Source organism: Streptococcus dentiloxodontae (assembly GCF_053206925.1).
Genome location: NZ_JBRUHR010000005.1, coordinates 23,533 through 41,081, shown reverse-complemented (window position 1 = coordinate 41,081; position 17,549 = coordinate 23,533). Strand labels below are relative to the sequence as shown.

Sequence of the window (17,549 nt, the reverse complement as noted above, 5' to 3'; positions counted from 1 at the left end):
TTCAATTCCTTTCCTTTCAAACACTGGCAAATGAGCTAGCGCTGTAATATTAACACTTCATTATACCATGTTTTGAGCATGAAAAAAACTGCTTATTACAGCAGTCTTTGAGAAGACGTTAATCTTTTAAACTGTCATAAAGTTCTTTATCGTCTTTAACAGCTTTATCATAGTCATAAAGAAGTTTATCTTCCTCATCACCAGTAATTTTTTTATAGATACGTCTTGCAACAAGTTTGTTCTTGTTATCATAAACACTAACCGTTAGGTTATTCCCTTTAACGGTATAACGGTAGGTACTCTTTAAAGCATCTTTATAGTTGTCAATATAATCATCTTTATATCCCTGAATATCGTCCTTATCAATATACTTATTACCCTTGTAGGTTTTATCTAAAACTTTATTAACTTGTTTTTCGTATTCTTTAGCAGAAAGAATGTGTGACCATGTTTGATTCCATGCATCGTAAGTGAATTCATTACCTGTCTCATAATCCATAACGGAAACACTCTCTGTAGTCCTCAAATCTGTATAACTGTAAGTTTTAATTTCCTTGCCCTTAACAGTTAGGTAATCAAGAGATTTAAAGCCATATGCCTTAGTTTCTTTCAAAGAATCAACCATTTTATCTTTCTTTTTGTCATAATATTGATCACTCTGAATAAGCCATGTTCCTTCATCGATCTTAGATGATTCATAACGCAGCCAAAAATAACCGCCCAAACAGGCACCAATCAAAAAGATGAAAGCAACGATACTTGCAATAACAATTTTAACGTTTTTGCTCATTTTTTTCTTAGCTGCTGGCTGCGCAACTACTCCCCCATTGGGAGCTAATTGCGTATTTATTGACGTAGGTGTTTGAGGCGCCGCTGTGTTTTGCACACTGTTCAGAACTGCTCCTTGTTCTTCTTTGGAAACTGTCTCAGCAGTTTTAGTATTTTCAATCGTAAATTCACCTGCAGCCTTAGCTTGTGCAAATTCTTTCGGACTGGGCTTTCTGCCATTGACTGTTTCAAAATAATCAAGCCACTCATTTTGGTTCATAATCGTTCTCCCCTTTCTCTAAACCCTCTCTATTGTATCATGATTAATTGAATAAACCTAGTAGTTTCCATAAACGATTTCAAAAATGATGGAATAAAACGAGGCTGGGACAAAACCATCCACTTCCTTACATTTTTATCATTTCACTTACAAGCCGCGGGGGTGGGGAGTGGGGCAAAAAGGTCTGGGAGACCTTTTAAATCGGGAAATGACACTTGCGAAGCAAGTGTCAAAAAACAGTCCAGCGGACTGTTTCAGGTCAGCAACTAAAAACTAGGACTTGCTGAGAAATCGAATACGGCGAATTACCGTTTTTTGTCCTATTCTCGTTCGTCACCAATAATAGGATAGGATGTCAAGGCAGAAACAGCATCTTCAGAAAGGTCTTTCTTATTTTCTGGCTGCTGAACAGTGCCTGTATTTTCGTAAGCTCGAATAATTTCTGCGACAACAGGATGTCTGACAACATCACTGGTTGAAAAATGAATAAAATCAATCGTTTGAATATGCTGCAGCTTTTCCATAGCATCAATCAATCCCGATTTGACTTTACGAGGCAGGTCAATCTGACTGGTATCACCATTGACAATCATTTTAGAATTAAAACCAAGACGGGTCAAAAACATCTTCATCTGCATGATGGTCGTATTTTGCGCTTCATCTAAAATGACAAAAGCATCATCTAAGGTGCGACCGCGCATATAAGCTAAGGGGGCAATTTCTATAATTTCACGCTCCATAAGCCGGCTTGTCTGTTCCTTGCCTAGAATCTGATAAAGCGCATCGTAAACAGGGCGCAGGTAAGGGTCAACCTTATCTTTGAGGTCTCCCGGGAGAAATCCCAAACTTTCACCAGCTTCCACTGCAGGCCGAGTTAGAATAATCCGTTTAACCTGTCCACGCTTGAGAGCCGTCACAGCCAAAGTCACAGCCAGAAAGGTTTTCCCTGTTCCTGCAGGACCAATCCCAAAAATTACATCATGGGACTTGACGCTATCAACATAAACCTTTTGTCCCAGTGTTTTGACACGAATGGGCTTGCCATAAGAATCTTTGATAATTTCCTCTTCATAAAGAGCGACGAACTTATCAATAGTTCCATTTTGTGCCATAGAAAGAGCCGTGACCACATCAGAAGTATTGACAATCATACCACGCTGCACCAAGACCAACAAAGCTTGAACAGTCTGCCGTGCGATTTCCAGAGCTTCCTCGCTGTCTCCTAAAATCTGAACTCGCTCTGTTCTGGCATGAATCACCACACCGGCATTTTCCTCAATCAATTTCAAATGGCGCTCATTGCTGCCAAAAAGAGCCAGCAAGTCATCAGGATGGGTCAAATCAATCTCAACAGAATAGTCTTGCAAATAAAGTCCTTCTTTCATTTTCTTATCTTTTATTATACCAAAAAAGCCAGTTAGCAGCTGCTTTCATTAAAGAACTTGGTATTGTTTTCCATCTACCAGCACAGCCTGCGAATTGCTTAAAGGCAAAAGCTTCAAATGAGCTTGATAGCGCTCAAGAATGGCCTGCGCTGATTCTTCAAAAGGAAACTCGCCAACGTGAGGGACAGGATAAAAATCAACCAGATTCAGACCCAAGTCATCTGTCAAATGCGGTGCCTTGCTGCGCTCGTCCATGAGGTGACTGTAACCAATATCAGAGGCTGCAATAATAGCTCCCGCAGATTCTCCCATATAAAGCAGACCATCTTCAACCCTCTTGCGCAAAGGCTGCAGCAAGTTTTTTTGTTGAAGCTCCTGCAAGAGATAAAAGGTATTGCCACCCGCAAAATAAACAGCCTGCGCCTGCTCAAGTTTTCTGGTGAAGTCTTCTGCTGTCAATGTCGCAATATCGCACTCGTCTATCGCCACCCCCAAAGTTCTAAATAGCTCACGGCCTTCATCAATATAGTCTGTGTAGTCTTTGACATTTCCTGCCGTTGTGACAAAGCAAACACGCTTCAAATCGCGCTTTTGCACAAAATCAGCTAACTGTGGTTTGACGCCAGCTAGGTAAGAACATAGAAACAAAGTCGCCATCTCTTCTCTTCCTTATCAATCAATGCCCCAAATAATCTTCCCAAATCCGATCAAACTCACCAAGATTAAAGGAGAAACCAGCCTGATCTTCCAAATAGGAACTGACCTGATTGAAATCATCGCTGTGTTTAGGAAAGGTACTGTCTTCAAAAACCAAATCAGCCAAAATGGCTACTGGTTCCTGCGACTTGGGATTGCGATGGGTCATCAGCCAAGTGTAAAAGGATTTTCTCATTGTTGTCTCTTCTCCTGCTATAAACTTGCTTTCTTTGATGGTTTAATTCATTATAACAAAATTTATTAGAATTACAGCATGAAAAAAAGCCAGACTGATTTCCAGTTTTGACTGTAAAATGATCTTGTTAAGAACTATTCCTTTTTATCGTTGAAGTTCATATCATCATCTTCCTGACAATTATGAATGGCAGTTTGATTGACAGATTGTGATACTGACAAACCCTATTTTACTGAATACTAAAAAAGCCGAGCTGATAACTCAGCTCGACCTAGGAGGGGGGACAAAACGATGGTTATTAGTCAATATCTTTTTCAGTAATAGCACCAGTGACAGCATTTACAGTATAGTCATACTCTGTCTTGCCATTTTTAAATTCAATTTCGTAAACAGGAGTATCATTATCAGAATCTGGATGTACCTTCAAAGCGGTCACATTAGCTTCTGATAGACCAGCATCTTTCAAAGCAATTGCTTTGGCATCGTTAGAAGAAATAGTTTTTGCAGCACCATTAGCCTGATTGCCATTGCCAGAATTAGAATCATCAATGTCGTTATCTTTTTCAGTGATAGCACCATCAACAGCGCTGACTGTATAATCGTACTCAGATCCATTTACCTTAAATTCAATTTCATAAACAGGAGAGTTGTTATCAGAATCTGAATGCACTTTCAAAGCAGTCGTATTGCTTTCTGAAACTCCTGCGTCCTGCAAAGCAATAGCCTTCGCTTGATCAGCCGTAACCGTTTGAGTTGCAGCTGAGGCAGAGGAAACACCGATTATCGCAGAAGCTGATAGTGCCAATGCCGCACCTGCTACCGTTGCTGAAAGTTTTCTTGTCTTAATTTTAGTCATGGGATACATCTCCTTTTCTAAATGACTTTGAAGAATAGCAGAGCATACCTGCCCTGTTCTCTTAAAAAGCTATCACCCTTCATATTCCGGAATTACGAATAAGTGCATAGCCAAGCTGACAAATAGATTTCTATTCGTCTTGCCCGTTATTCTACAAGGTTTAATAATAAAAGTCAAAGTCTCAAAAACCTTGTTAAATCAAGCTTTTTATAAAAAATGACAAAACAGTATCTTTTATAAATCCCATGAAAGCAGGAAGCGAATAGTCATTTTAGAAAGACACTTACAAATTATTTACAATTAGTGGCAGTTTGTTTAAGAGAATATGACTCCCTTCAGCATTTGTCAAAAATAAGATAATATCATAAAAAGCACCTGCAAACCGTAGCTGCAGTTTATATTTCTTTCAGAAAATCTCAGCAAATCTTCCAAGAAATTATCTGCCAAATAGTTGAAATTCTCCCCCTTTATATTAGCGTCGTATCAACAAAACACCCTTCCCGCTGAAAATTATAAGATGGGAAAGGTGTTTTATTTTCTAGTTCTTGTTTATTAACTCTGTTCCACTGGCATCTTGCTTGATTTTCTTAGTTTTCATAAGACCGCCTAGAGCTTTTTTGAACTGACCCTTGGAAATGCCAAAAACTGCCTTGATGTCTTCCGGACTGGATTTGTCATTGAGCGTCATAAAACCGCCATTGGTCTCCAGATAGGTCAGAATCATCTGAGCATCATTTTCAAGCATCTCAAAAGAACGGGGTTTGAGTGAGAGGTTGAGCGTGCGGTCAACTGCCCGATAGCCAATAACACGCGCACTGACAACTTCACCCAGACGCGGCTCAGTATAGCGTTCACTCGGATGAATGAAGCCCAGCATATTGTTTTCAGGTAGATAGACAAAGGTACCTGAGAGTTTGAGACGGTAGACAATAACCGGCCAAGTTTGGTTCTGCATATTGTCATAGGCCGGACCAGCTAATTTTTGAAAGACCTCTTGATCTGCCGGTATCGCCCAAATACGGTCTTTTTTATCCACATCCAACCTAACATAGAGTTTATCTCCTTTTTTAGGCCATAACTCTTTTAACTCTGGTAAGACATCAAGTGACACAACTATTTGCTTGTCTGGTAAACCTGTATCTACAAAAACGCCCAAATCACGGCGAACTTCGGTGATCTCTCCCCAACCGTAGCTAGTCGCTGTTGCCTCTACTGTTTTAGTCGTAAGGCGCAGCTTTTGCTTCATATCTGTATAGGCAAAACCGGCGACCATACTGCCAAGCTCATGAGTCCCCTCTTCCTTGGCAAGAGCAAAAGTCAGTCCATCTTTTTGGATGAAATAAAATTGAGCATTTTCATCGGTTACTAGACCGGTGATAGTTGTTGCGAGAAGTTTATTCATTTTCATTCTTTCTTTATCAAAGGAGGCTGGGAAAATCCCAACCCCCTTGTCTTTAATGTCAGGAGCAGCCTGATAGTTAACCTCGGCTGACAGTCATATATCACAGTTTCATTTTACACCAAAAGACTGACTAAAATGACAGCCCTTTTGAAATCAGACTTCAAGCAATTCTTTTTCCTTGTTAGCAGTCATGCTGTCAATATGTTTAACGGCATCATCTGTTACTTTTTGAATGTCCTTTTCAAGTGTTTTTAAGTCATCTTCAGTAATTTCTTTGGCTTTTTCTTGTTTTTTAGCTTCATCCATAGCATCACGGCGAATGTTACGAATAGCAACTTTGGCATTTTCACCAACTTTTTTAACGTCTTTTGCCAATTCTTTACGTGTTTCTTCGGTAAGCGCTGGAATCACCAAGCGAATAACAGAACCATCATTGGCTGGATTGATACCAAGATCAGAAGCATTAATAGCATGCTCAATATCTTTAAGTGCTGACTTATCAAATGGTGAAATCAAAAGCACACGTGCTTCTGGCACCGTGATAGAAGCTAATTGGTTAAGAGGTGTTGGAGCACCATAATATTCCACTTCAATACGGTCAAGAAGGGAAGCATTTGCACGACCTGCCCGAATAGCAGCAAATTCGCGTGCCAGTGCTTGGTGTGAATGTTCAAAACGTTCTTGTGCTTTTTCAATAATTGGATTTGCCATGAGTTCTCTCTTTCTTTGCTTTATTTGTGATCGGCCTTGTTAGAAACAGTCGTTCCGATTTGTTCACCTAGAATAACACGTTTGATATTGCCAGGCTCGTTCATATTAAAGACAACGAGGTCAATATCATTGTCCATTGATAAAGTTGATGCTGTTGCATCCATGATCTTCAGGCCGCGTTTGATGACTTCCACATGGGTCAGCTCGTCAAATTTGACAGCGTCAGCATTTTTTCTTGGATCGTCATTGTAAACACCGTCTACCCCATTTTTAGCCATGAGAATAGCGTCCGCTTCTACTTCAGCAGCTCGAAGGGCCGCTGTTGTATCGGTAGAAAAATAGGGAGATCCAATACCAGCACCAAAGATAACAACACGGCCTTTTTCAAGATGGCGTAAAGCGCGGCCGCGAATATAAGGTTCAGCCACCGACTGCATAGCAATAGCCGTCTGAACGCGGGTGTCTACGCCTAATTGCTTGAGACTGTCAGCCATAACCAGAGCATTCATTACAGTACCGAGCATGCCTGTATAGTCTGCTTGGACACGATCCATACCAGCTTCTGCTGCTGGCTCACCGCGCCAAAGATTTCCGCCGCCAATAACCAGAGCAATTTGAACACCTGACAGGGCAACTTCTGCAATTTCCTTGGCCATATTCTGAACAGTAGGAAGATCAATTCCTACTCCTTTTTCTCCAGCTAGAGCCTCTCCTGATAGTTTAATGAGGACACGTTTATATTTTGGTTCTACCATGATTTCTCCTTATCGAGATTTATCGTCTTTTTTTAGGGTTGTGAGATAGCAAAACATCCCATTCATCTTTATCATTCTACCATATTTTGAAGCTTTCACCTAGTTAAATTTTTTAAAAAGCACAGCTATTGTCAAAAATAATAAACTAAGCTTCAATTGAGTCTGAATTTTTATAAAATTACAGTAAAGGTAATCGTGTCACCTTTATAATGAACCGACAGCTTGCCCCTAAAGAGCTGAACCATGCTTTTAGCCATTGACAAACCTATTCCGTAGCCCTTACGGACTGAATTATGAGATTCATCCTCCCTATAAAAACGTTCAAAAAATTTGCTGTAATCAGTATTTTTACCGTCAGCATATGTATTAGAAATATCAAGCTTAGCTTTTTTGCTGCGACGGCCAGTGCTGCTAAGACGAATGGTGACTGTTCCGTTGGGATCACAATATTTATTGGCGTTATCACAAAGAATAGTCACCAATTCAAAAAGTGATTTCTGCTCTGCTTTGACATGAATGTCAGGTGTAATTTCCATAACAAACTTTTTGCCATCTCGGACAACAGGCCCTTTAAAATCTTCGGCTGCATCTTCAGCAATGGCAGAAAAATCCAAATCTTCCAAAACCAGATCAGGCCGTTCTTCCAAGCGGGCTAAAGCCACTAAACCATTGATAAGTCCTGTCAGACGGCTGACCTGGTCAGCTGTTGATTTGGTCCACTCAGTTTCACCTGTGGTCAGTTCAACCAAATCATTATTGGCAGAAATAATAGCCAAAGGCGTTTTTAGTTCATGTCCGGCATTAACGATAAAACGACGCTGCTGCTGATAATTTCGGACAAAAGGATCAATAACACGCTGTGAAAAAATAGAAACTATAGATAAAAAAAAGATCATTCCCATTATTCCCATGTAGATGGAAACAGAGACTAATTCTTGGAAATTCTCGTAAAAACTAGTCGCATCTAATAGGACAACCAGCTTACCAGATTTTGTCCCAGTCACTTGATAGGCATAATTTCGTCTATTATCAATGAAAGTACCCGTTGTTTGTTTGGAACGTGACAGGCTTTTAACATAATCTTCTGCCTCATCTTGGTCAAATTCAGAAATGTTGCTCATATCAAGATTGACAATCTTGCCAGATTGATCAACCCTAGCTGACAGATAGCGATACTGACTCAGAGTATCCAGAGAAATCTCTCCGCCGAAAGATTTAGCGGCTTCAGATAAACTGGGAAAAGTTCCATTATTGTCTGAGAGGACATTAAGAACCTGCTGAATTTCCTGTCTCGTTTGCCAATAACGGGCAGAGTTAAGAACTCCAATAACAGAAGTCAATACGACTGTAATAGCCAATCCTGCTATGACAATGAAACGAATGCGTAGGCTGCGAAACATGCGGTTTTCGATAGCCTCTGCATCATTTTGAGTTTTTTTCGTCTTCTTTTTGGACTTGAACCAGGGTAAAGCTACCATTTTCTTCTCCCTCAATCGTTAAATCGGCTTGAATAGCCTGAAGCTTTTGACGCAGATAAGAAACATAAATATAAACCAGACGGTCGTCCCCGTCTTCTTCATCTGCCCAAACATGCTGATAAATTGTCTGTGTTGAGAGTTCTTTATCCTTATTAAGCATAAAATAACTCATCAATTTGGTTTCTTTTCCTGCCAGACGAATACTATTTTGAGCAGACAGCTCCTGTTCGGCGACATTCAAGGATACCGATCCTTGCTCCAGAATATTTTGCGTGAACGTTACTTCGACCCGACGCTCTATTGAACGTAGACGCGCCAGCAATTCTTTCAGTGAAATCGGCTTGGTCAGATACTCATCAGCTCCAGCATCTAAGCCAACAACACGATCATCAATTTCGGACATGGCCGTTAAAATAATGGCATGGGTTTGATTGCCCGAAGAGCGAATCTCACGCAGAGCTTCAATGCCTGTTTTGATTGGCATCATAACATCTAAAATAATAACATCGTAGGGACTTTTGTCGACAGCATCAACTGCTTCTTGCCCATTGTAAACAGGATCCACTTCATAACCTTGGTGGCGGATTGCTGCACAAAAAACATTGGACAGCTGTACTTCATCCTCAGCCAGTAAAATTTTCATTCGATTAATCGTTTAAGAATAGCTTTCTTTGTTCCTTCAATAGCTAGCTTATTCTTTTCCTTTCTATTGCTTGCTTGACTCTTGGATAAGATTGCGAATGGTCTGCATGGTCAAGTCACAAGAAGCCAATTCATCGGCACAGCGCTTAAGCTCACGCGTAATCATCTCGGGATTTTTAATGTCGTGTTTGTACTTCATCTGATGCTCCAAACTCGCCCAAGAATCCATGGCAATCGTGCGGAGCTGTACTTCAACAAAATAAGCTCCTCTGGTATTGCCCAAAACATCGGGATAATCGGTCGTCATCTCCAAAATCAGGTGATAGGATCGATAGCCATTGGGTTTGGCGTTGAAAATATAGTCTTTTTCAGTAACAACTGTAACTTCGGGAATATTTTTAAGAACATCTACTGTCTTGTAAATATCGTCCACAAAACCACAGACAACACGGATGCCAATGCTGTCTCGAATGTCTCTCAAGGCCGACTGGGCTGTCTCAGGAAGATCCTTGCGGCGGCACTTCTCTGCCATAGATTCCCCAGACTTGATCCGTGAAATAAGATGTTCATACAGTTTAAAACCTGTTGCCTCCTTAGCTGCTTTATTGGCAGCAATAATATGCTCTGTGAGCTCCTGCAAAATCATCGGTAAATACTGGGCATAATCGCCATAAATTGAACTTGTCATAGCGCTTCTCCTGAAATAAATCATTTCTATTATAGCATGAAAATCAGCTAGAGAGACAGAAGAAACGTTAAAAAGGAGCAGGACAAACCACGATGATTGCTGTGCAATCACCCGCAGAAAAGTGTAATCGTGAAAATTACGTATAAAAACTAGGGCTTGCCGAGAAGTTGATTTCTCAGCAAGCCCTAGTTTTTAGTTATTAACCTGAAACAGTCCGCTGAATTGTTTTTGACACTTGCTTTGCAAGTTTCATTTCCCGATTTAAAAGGTCTCCCAGACCTTTTAAATCCACCTCTGCATAGTTGATTAGGGATTGATATGACCTAAGGTTCATGGGATTAGATAACCTCCAATTAACACTGCGTCAAATTGTTACGACTATTTATACGACATTCTTAGAGACTTTGTCCCAGACTCTTGGCTGTCCTTGATAATCTCTTCGACAAGATAAAGAATGAGATTGACAATGAGACTGAGAGAAACTGTAAGAAGAATTCCCCATGCTAATTCGGGAAGACTCATGGTGCGCAAGCCATCAAATAAGATTATTCCTAGACCACCTGCATTAACAGTTGAGGCAATAGTTGCAATAGCAATAATAGAAGTTGCTGCTAAGCGAATACCTGCAAGAATTGAAGGCGCAGCAAGGGGCAGCTGAATTTTCAGCATTGTTTGCCACTTGGTCATACCCATACCAATCGCCGCTTCGATAATGCTTGGATCTACCTGCAGAAAACCTTCTAAAAACGTTCTTACCAATGTATACTGAGCATAAATCACTAAGGCCACGATAGCCGTTGTTTTTCCCAAGCCTGTCCAAGGAATCAGCAGAGCAAATAAAGCAAATGAAGGAACGGCATATAAAAGAGAAAGCAAGTAAACCGATGCCTGACGCAGTTCAGACACAAATAATAGTAAAATCGTAAAAACACTGGCTATTATTAAAGCAACAAGAAGCGCCGTTCCTGTCAGAATTATATGTTCTATCGTAGCTGATATAAGCTGGGCTGAAGACGTTTGAAAATAGTCAATCATGAGCAATACTCCACAAAGATTCCTGAGCACGCGCTGTCTCAATTAATTTTTTAACAAAATCGGTAGCCGGTGCCTCAATAATATTTTCAGGGCTGTCAAATTGGCAAATTTGGCCTTCATCCATAATCAAAACACGAGTTCCCAATTTAAAAGCTTCTGTAATATCATGCGTGATAAAAACAAACGTTTTATCATCCAATTCTTGGTGGATTGCCAAAATTTGCTCTTGCAAATCTGCACGTGTAATAGCATCAATTGCACCAAAAGGCTCATCAAAAAGCATAACATCAGGATCCGCTGCAAGAGCTCGTGCCACTCCCACACGCTGCTGCTGACCGCCGGACAATTCACTTGGATAGCGTCCAGCGTATTCATCAGCAGGTAATTGAACTAATTTCAAAAGCTCTGCTGTGCGTTTTTCAATACGAGTTTTATCCCACTTAAGAAGTTTGGGAACTGTTGCGATATTATCAGCTACTGTCATATGAGGAAAGAGACCGATTTGCTGAACCACATAACCTATCTGGCGGCGAAGAGAAACAGCATCCAGCTCCGCCAGTTTTTTACCATCAAAAGAAATCGTCCCTGAGGTTGGTTCAATCAAACGGTTAATCATTTTGAGTGTTGTAGTCTTTCCAGAACCAGATGTCCCAAGAATCGTGATAAATTCACCTTTTTCGATACTTAGTGAGATATCATCTACCACTGCTTTTTCATTATAGTATTTGCTGACATGGTTAAAGCTTATCATACTTGTCATTGACTTCTCATTTCTAATCATTTGATACTGTCGTAATATTCTTTGGCAACCTTCTTATAGTCTTCTTTATCAACATCAACTTTAGCATTTAGTTTTGTTACTTTTTCGGTAGTCAATGTGGCAGTCACTTTATTGAGAATTTCCTTAATTTCAGGGTATTTTTTAAGAACATCATCGCGGACAACAGGAGCTAAATTATAAGGAGGCCAAAACTGCTTGTCATCTTCCAGCAAAGTGTATTCGTCTGTATCAACTAACTGCCCTTCTGTTGTATAGGCAGGGGTAACATCAGCTTCGTTATTTTTTAAGACAGTATATTTAAGGCTGTTGTCATAGACTTCTGATGACTGCCAATTAAATTTACCGTACGTTTTTTCAAGTCCTGGAAGGCCGTCTTCACGCTGATCAAATTCTCCTTGTGAGGCAAAACGAAGTTCAAAAGCGTGAGCCTGCAAATCTGAAATCGTTGAAATGCCCAACTCCTTGGCCTTGTCTGTACGTATAACTAATCCCTGACTGTCATTGGCCTGAGCATAATCTAACCAAGTCAGCTGGTATTTTTCTTCGTATTTAGATTTGACTGTTTCATAGACCTTCTTTTGATCCGTTTGCATTTTCTCACCTAAGACAGACAATAAACCTGTTCCAGTATACTCAGGGTAGAGATCAATATCATCACTTGTGATAGCATTATGAATCAAAGAACTTCCAATATTTTCTGCACGCTCAACCTTATAGCCATTATGTTCTAGAGCAAGGGAGTAGATCTCTGCAACAACCAGATTCTCTGTAAAATCCTTTGAGCCGACACGAATGGTTCCTTTATTTTGCGATCCGCTGTCGGCATTTTTCTGGCCAAAGTAGAAAAAGCCGCCAACTGCTGCCAACAAAACGAATAAAACTGCACCTAATAATAATATTTTTTTATTTTTCATTTTATCTGACTCCATTTGATTCCTAAATCTAAAAGCAACATACTTAAAAAGGACAAAACCGCTACTGACCCTCCGCCTATGATTAATAGATCATATCGGAACAAATGTAAACCGGTATAAATCAAATTACCAAGTCCACCCGCACCGATATAAGTAGCCAAAGTAGCACTGGCTATAATCTCAACTAGGGACAATTTGATGCCATTCAAAAGATGAGGTAAGGCCAGAGGAAAGCTGACCTTTCTCATTAACTGAGCCTGTGTCATGCCCAGCCCTATTCCCGTTTCAAGCAGCTCCTCAGAAACCTGCTCAAAACCCACAACAGTATTAACTAAAATGGGTGGCAAGCCAAGAAAAACAAGCGCAATCAAAGCTGGCAAACGACCTACCCCAATAAAGGGAATTAGGATAAAAAGGACACCTAGACTGGGAATGACTCTGAGTCCTTGGCTTAGTCCGAGAACAGATTGTTTCATTCTGGGGCGGCGATAAAGGCAGTAACCTAGACTGATTCCCAAAATCATTGATATTAACAAAGCTTCTAAACTCAATGTTAGATGCTGCCAGACATAATTCCAATAATCAGAACTATTGGTGGCAAAGTAAGTTTTAATTTCAGATAGCATCTTCTTCTCCTTGATGATTTTCGATTGCTTGTCTAAGTTTATTGGAGAAAATTTCGGTAGCTGCTAATAAGCTTTCCTGCTGCTGACTCGTTAGAGCAGCCATAGCCTCTTCTTCATAACGCTCCAGAGGGAGAAGCAGACTGCTGCTGTAAGATAGACCAGCCGAAGTTAAACTTACTATTTTCCTGCGTCTGTCTTGAGCATCTGGCTTCAAGTTAACATAATTGGCTTCTTCCAAATTTCTGACAATAGCTCGAATAACCTGCTTAGTTGAAAATGTTTTTTTGGCAATATATTCTTGACTCAAACCCTGAGGGTTATAATAAAGCCAAAGAAAAACCAAGAGACTCTTACCAGTCAGACCATTTCGTCTAGCATAAAGTTCAAAAAGCGATGCCTGTTCATCTCTTAACCTAGCATAGTATTTTGCATTATTTTTGACGGACACTTAAAACCCACCTCATGATATTTAGTAAAATTTTTTTACTAAATACAGTGTAACATTTTGAACTGATTAATCAAGCAACGGCCTCATCATTATTAAGGATTACTCTACCAAGTAAATATTGCAGTAAGGTTAGTTTTTGATATAAATCTGTTAATAATTGTAAGGCTTCTTAAAATGAAAACTATTCTAAATCAAAAAGGGCTGGAACAAAAGTTCCGCCCTCATTTTTCAAATAGATTTGGAGAAATAAGATGAATCATCTTTATAACCTTAGATCTGGAAAGACTGGCTCTCCTTTTAATTTTTTCGCCCATTTGATGAACCTATTAAGCACTGGCAAACTGTGAATTATACAAATCTGCATAGAAACCTGCTTCAGTCATTAATTGCTCATGGTTTCCTTGTTCAATGATATTACCCTCTTTCATAACAAGAATAAGGTCAGCATTGCGAATGGTTGACAGACGGTGGGCAATGACAAATGATGTTCGCCCTTCCATCAGCTGATCCATAGCCTTTTGAATCAGTTCTTCTGTACGCGTATCCACAGATGAAGTCGCCTCATCAAGAATAAGAAGTGGAGCATCTTTAAGAAGCGCACGCGCAATGGTCAGGAGTTGTTTTTGACCAACAGACAAGGTGACCGCATCATCCAGGACAGTATCGTAACCTTTTGGCAGAGTCATGATAAAGTGATGGACACCTACCGCTTTTGCAGCTGCAATGACCTGCTCATCTGTGATATGGTCTTGATTGTAAACCAAATTTTCTTTAATGGTTCCCTCAAAGAGCCAAGTGTCTTGCAATACCATGGCAAAGGCATCATGTACTTCTTCACGTGTCATGTCATGCACATTAATACCATCAATAGAAATAGCACCTTTGTCAATCTCATAGAAGCGCATGAGCAAATTGACAATCGTTGTTTTACCGGCTCCTGTCGGACCAACAATGGCAATCTTCTGCCCAGCCTTAGCAGTAGCTGAGAAATCGTGAATGATAGTCTTATCAGGATTGTAGCCAAAGAAGACATTTTCAAAGCTCACATCACCTTTAATCGTATCCAATTGCTTAGATTTGCCATCTTCTGCTTCCATTTCATCTTCGTAAAGGAATTCAAAGACACGTCCCATAGCTGCACTGGCTGATTGAAGCTGAGTGATAGCTTGTGCGATTTGCGAAAGCGGCTGTGAGAAGATGCGAACATAAGTAATGAAAGCAACAATTGTTCCCATGGTAATATCGCCATTAATAGCCATAGCTGCACCAACGATACAGACCATCACATACCCAAAGTTTCCGATAAACTGCATCATTGGCATCATAATTCCTGAAAAGAACTGTGATTTCCACATAGAACTGTAAAGCTGTTTGTTCAGCTCCGTGAAGCTAGCCTTAGTTTGCTCAACAGCACTATAGCTAGTAACCAGATTGTGGCCAGTGTAGTATTCTTCAACAAAGCCGTTCATATTGGCCATATTATCCTGCTGACGTTTGAAAAGCGGCTGCGATTTAGCCATGATAAAGAGGGCCACAATAAAGCCGAATAAAACGGAACCAACTGCTGTTGCGGCCAAAGCACCATTGGTCTTAATCATCATGAAAATAGAACCAATTAGCAAGACTACCGCAGAAACCATTGTTCCCAAGCTTTGGTTAAAGGACTGTGACATCAAGTCAACATCATTGGTGACACGCGATAAGGTGTCACCTTGCGAATGGCTGTCAAAATAACGCAGAGGGACTTTATTGATTTTATCAGCGATAGCATTGCGCATTCTTTGTGAAAATTTCTGAATCAAAGTAGAAACAGTAAAGTTTGCCAAATAAGAAACCAGAGCGCCAGCCGCATACATCACGGCTAAAATCATAGCTATACTGCTAATCTTATCAAGATCTAAAGTTCCTGTCAGCCCGTCTGTAATGGTATTTGTGATTTCTTTTAATTTGTCTGGTCCGATAACAGTGATTACACTTGAGATAACAGTAAAGATTACTGCCACAAGGAAGGCTAGCCGATACCCCTTTGTGTAAGGAGCCATCTGGCTTAATAATGATGGTTTCTTCTTATTATTTTCCATTTTCTAACTCCTCCTTGGATAATTGTGAATAAGCGATTTCCTGATAAACGTTATTGTCAGCCAGCAATTCTTTGTGCGTTCCTTGTCCAACGACTTTACCTTCATCAAGAACCAAAATCAAATCAGCATCCATAATGGTCGAAATCCGCTGTGCTACAATAAGTTTCGTCATCTCCTTAGTCTTATGAGACAGGTCTAAACGCAATTTGCGATCTGTCTTGTAATCCAAGGCTGAGAAAGAATCATCAAAGATAAGAATTTCAGGTTTACGAGCAAGCGCACGTGCAATTGCCAAGCGTTGTTTTTGTCCGCCAGAGAAATTGGTACCGCCCTGAGCAACCTCGGTGTCAAGCCCTTCTTCTTTAGCTTCCACAAAGTCTTTAGCCTGCGCTAATTCTAAAGCCTCCCAAATTTTAGCATCATCCAGAGGTGTCTGGTTGCTATCTCCAAATTCCATGTTAGAGCGAATAGTACCACTAAAGAGCACTGCTTTTTGCGGAATGTAACCTACTTTGGCATTCAAATCTTCATGGCTGTAATCTCGTACATCAACACCGTCAACCAAGATAGAACCTTCAGTAACATCGTAGAAACGCGGAATCAAATTAACCAGCGTTGATTTACCAGAACCAGTTGAGCCAATAAAGGCAACTGTTTGTCCTGCTGTCGCTTTGAAGCTGACATGTTCGACAACAGCTTCGGATTCTTTGGCGTAGCGGAAGGAAACATTTTGGAATTCCACTTCGCCTTTTTGACTGTTGGTTTCTTTAGATTTGTCTTTGAATTTAACCGTAGAATCAAGTGCCAGCACTTCATTGATACGACCGGCTGAGACGAGAGCTCGCGGTAAAATGATAAAGATAGCAACCATCATCATGAAACCTATGATAACCTGCATGGCATAAGATGAGAAGACAACCATATCACTAAATATTGCTACGCGATCTTTCACATCTGCAGTTGCTTGAGCAATAGAAGTCGTCGAAATCTTGATGTCATCAATCAAGTAAGCACCAATCCAGTAGATTACTAAGGTCAAACCTGATGACACCACAGTCATAACAGGATTCATCAGAGCCATGATACGGTAAACAAACAAGTTGAGACGGGTCAAATTGTCATTTTCTTTGGTAAATTTAGCATCTTGATAATCCTCAGCATTATAAGCACGGACAACACGAATCCCAGAGAGAATTTCACGTGTCGTCGCATTCAGGCCATCAGTCAGGCCTTGAATCTTACTCATGCGTGGAAAGGCCACAAAGAGAATAACAGATAAGAGCAGCATAACGACAAGGACAGCTACACCAACTGACCAAGTCCATTCATCGCTTTCACCCCAAATCTTGGTCAAGGCCCAAACAGCCATGATAGGACCACGGGTTACAACCTGCATTCCCATGGTAATCATCATTTGAAGCTGCGTCAAGTCATTGGTTGTACGCGTCAAAAGACTTGGAATAGAAAATTGTTTGATTTCAGCGTCAGAATAATCCATGACTTGATTGAAAATATCAGACCGCAAACGTGTTGTGAAACTTGCTGCTGTTCGTGAAGCCAAAAAACCGACAAAAACAGCCATCAGGAAACTTCCAAATGAAAACAGCAGCATTTTTGAACCTGGTTCTATAATATCAGAAACCTCAGTTCCCTTAGTCTGCAAAAGAGTTGTGATATCCGACATGTAAGATGGGGTTTGTAAATCCATCCAAACAGCCAAACAGATAAACACTGTACTGAGGACAATCATTCCCCATTCTTTTGCGTTTAAACGTTTAAAGATTTTAAACATCTTTTTCTCCTTAAT

19 protein-coding genes are annotated in these 17,549 nt (G+C 40.4%); all 19 read right to left on the bottom strand.

Annotation, left to right across the window (positions count from 1 at the left end; genetic code table 11):
- Positions 1–118: 118 nt before the first annotated feature.
- A complete protein-coding gene (locus ACVRZ8_RS04315; RefSeq protein WP_447448085.1) occupies positions 119–1,048 on the bottom strand; it encodes a hypothetical protein in 930 nt (309 codons plus the stop codon).
- A gap of 320 nt (positions 1,049–1,368) precedes the next feature.
- Positions 1,369–2,415 carry a PhoH family protein gene (locus ACVRZ8_RS04310; protein WP_447448145.1) on the bottom strand — a complete coding sequence of 349 codons (1,047 nt, stop codon included), beginning with the start codon at positions 2,413–2,415 and terminating at the stop codon, positions 1,369–1,371.
- A 66-nt stretch (positions 2,416–2,481) separates the two neighbouring features.
- The gene (locus tag ACVRZ8_RS04305; RefSeq protein ID WP_447448084.1) at positions 2,482–3,090 is read right to left on the bottom strand and encodes a Type 1 glutamine amidotransferase-like domain-containing protein; all 609 of its coding nucleotides are present in this window, start codon (positions 3,088–3,090) and stop codon (positions 2,482–2,484) included.
- Between the two features lie 19 nt (positions 3,091–3,109).
- A complete protein-coding gene (locus ACVRZ8_RS04300) occupies positions 3,110–3,325 on the bottom strand; it encodes a YozE family protein (RefSeq protein WP_447448083.1) in 216 nt (71 codons plus the stop codon).
- Between the two features lie 298 nt (positions 3,326–3,623).
- A complete protein-coding gene (locus ACVRZ8_RS04295; protein WP_447448082.1) occupies positions 3,624–4,181 on the bottom strand; it encodes a PepSY domain-containing protein in 558 nt (185 codons plus the stop codon).
- A gap of 538 nt (positions 4,182–4,719) precedes the next feature.
- Complete coding sequence (cvfB, locus tag ACVRZ8_RS04290; RefSeq protein ID WP_447448144.1) at positions 4,720–5,583, bottom strand: RNA-binding virulence regulatory protein CvfB; 864 nt, start codon at positions 5,581–5,583, stop codon at positions 4,720–4,722.
- Between the two features lie 153 nt (positions 5,584–5,736).
- A complete protein-coding gene (frr, locus tag ACVRZ8_RS04285) occupies positions 5,737–6,294 on the bottom strand; it encodes a ribosome recycling factor (protein ID WP_447448081.1) in 558 nt (185 codons plus the stop codon).
- 20 nt (positions 6,295–6,314) lie between these two features.
- Positions 6,315–7,049: a UMP kinase gene (pyrH, locus tag ACVRZ8_RS04280; RefSeq protein WP_447448080.1), complete on the bottom strand. Its 735-nt coding sequence runs from the start codon at positions 7,047–7,049 to the stop codon at positions 6,315–6,317.
- A gap of 170 nt (positions 7,050–7,219) precedes the next feature.
- Positions 7,220–8,449 carry a sensor histidine kinase gene (locus ACVRZ8_RS04275; RefSeq protein WP_447448143.1) on the bottom strand — a complete coding sequence of 410 codons (1,230 nt, stop codon included), beginning with the start codon at positions 8,447–8,449 and terminating at the stop codon, positions 7,220–7,222.
- 22 nt (positions 8,450–8,471) lie between these two features.
- Entirely contained in the window at positions 8,472–9,170 is a 699-nt protein-coding gene (locus tag ACVRZ8_RS04270) for a response regulator transcription factor (protein ID WP_447448079.1), read from the bottom strand.
- 63 nt (positions 9,171–9,233) lie between these two features.
- Positions 9,234–9,857 (bottom strand): GTP pyrophosphokinase, encoded by a 624-nt coding sequence (locus tag ACVRZ8_RS04265; protein ID WP_447448078.1) that lies wholly within the window; start codon positions 9,855–9,857, stop codon positions 9,234–9,236.
- Between the two features lie 199 nt (positions 9,858–10,056).
- Entirely contained in the window at positions 10,057–10,191 is a 135-nt protein-coding gene (locus ACVRZ8_RS04260; RefSeq protein ID WP_447448077.1) for a hypothetical protein, read from the bottom strand.
- 44 nt (positions 10,192–10,235) lie between these two features.
- On the bottom strand, positions 10,236–10,892 hold the full coding sequence (locus tag ACVRZ8_RS04255; protein ID WP_447448076.1) for an ABC transporter permease: 657 nt from the start codon (positions 10,890–10,892) through the stop codon (positions 10,236–10,238).
- Entirely contained in the window at positions 10,885–11,652 is a 768-nt protein-coding gene (locus ACVRZ8_RS04250) for an ABC transporter ATP-binding protein (RefSeq protein WP_447448075.1), read from the bottom strand. Before ACVRZ8_RS04250 ends, ACVRZ8_RS04255 begins: the two co-directional genes overlap by 8 nt.
- A gap of 17 nt (positions 11,653–11,669) precedes the next feature.
- Entirely contained in the window at positions 11,670–12,587 is a 918-nt protein-coding gene (locus tag ACVRZ8_RS04245) for a glycine betaine ABC transporter substrate-binding protein (RefSeq protein ID WP_447448074.1), read from the bottom strand.
- Entirely contained in the window at positions 12,584–13,213 is a 630-nt protein-coding gene (locus ACVRZ8_RS04240; protein WP_447448073.1) for an ABC transporter permease, read from the bottom strand. Before ACVRZ8_RS04240 ends, ACVRZ8_RS04245 begins: the two co-directional genes overlap by 4 nt.
- On the bottom strand, positions 13,203–13,661 hold the full coding sequence (locus ACVRZ8_RS04235; RefSeq protein WP_447448072.1) for a MarR family winged helix-turn-helix transcriptional regulator: 459 nt from the start codon (positions 13,659–13,661) through the stop codon (positions 13,203–13,205). The genes ACVRZ8_RS04240 and ACVRZ8_RS04235 overlap by 11 nt, the downstream gene beginning before the upstream one ends.
- A gap of 326 nt (positions 13,662–13,987) precedes the next feature.
- Positions 13,988–15,742 carry an ABC transporter ATP-binding protein gene (locus ACVRZ8_RS04230; protein WP_447448071.1) on the bottom strand — a complete coding sequence of 585 codons (1,755 nt, stop codon included), beginning with the start codon at positions 15,740–15,742 and terminating at the stop codon, positions 13,988–13,990.
- Positions 15,732–17,534: an ABC transporter ATP-binding protein gene (locus ACVRZ8_RS04225; protein WP_447448070.1), complete on the bottom strand. Its 1,803-nt coding sequence runs from the start codon at positions 17,532–17,534 to the stop codon at positions 15,732–15,734. Before ACVRZ8_RS04225 ends, ACVRZ8_RS04230 begins: the two co-directional genes overlap by 11 nt.
- Positions 17,535–17,549 lie beyond the last annotated feature (15 nt).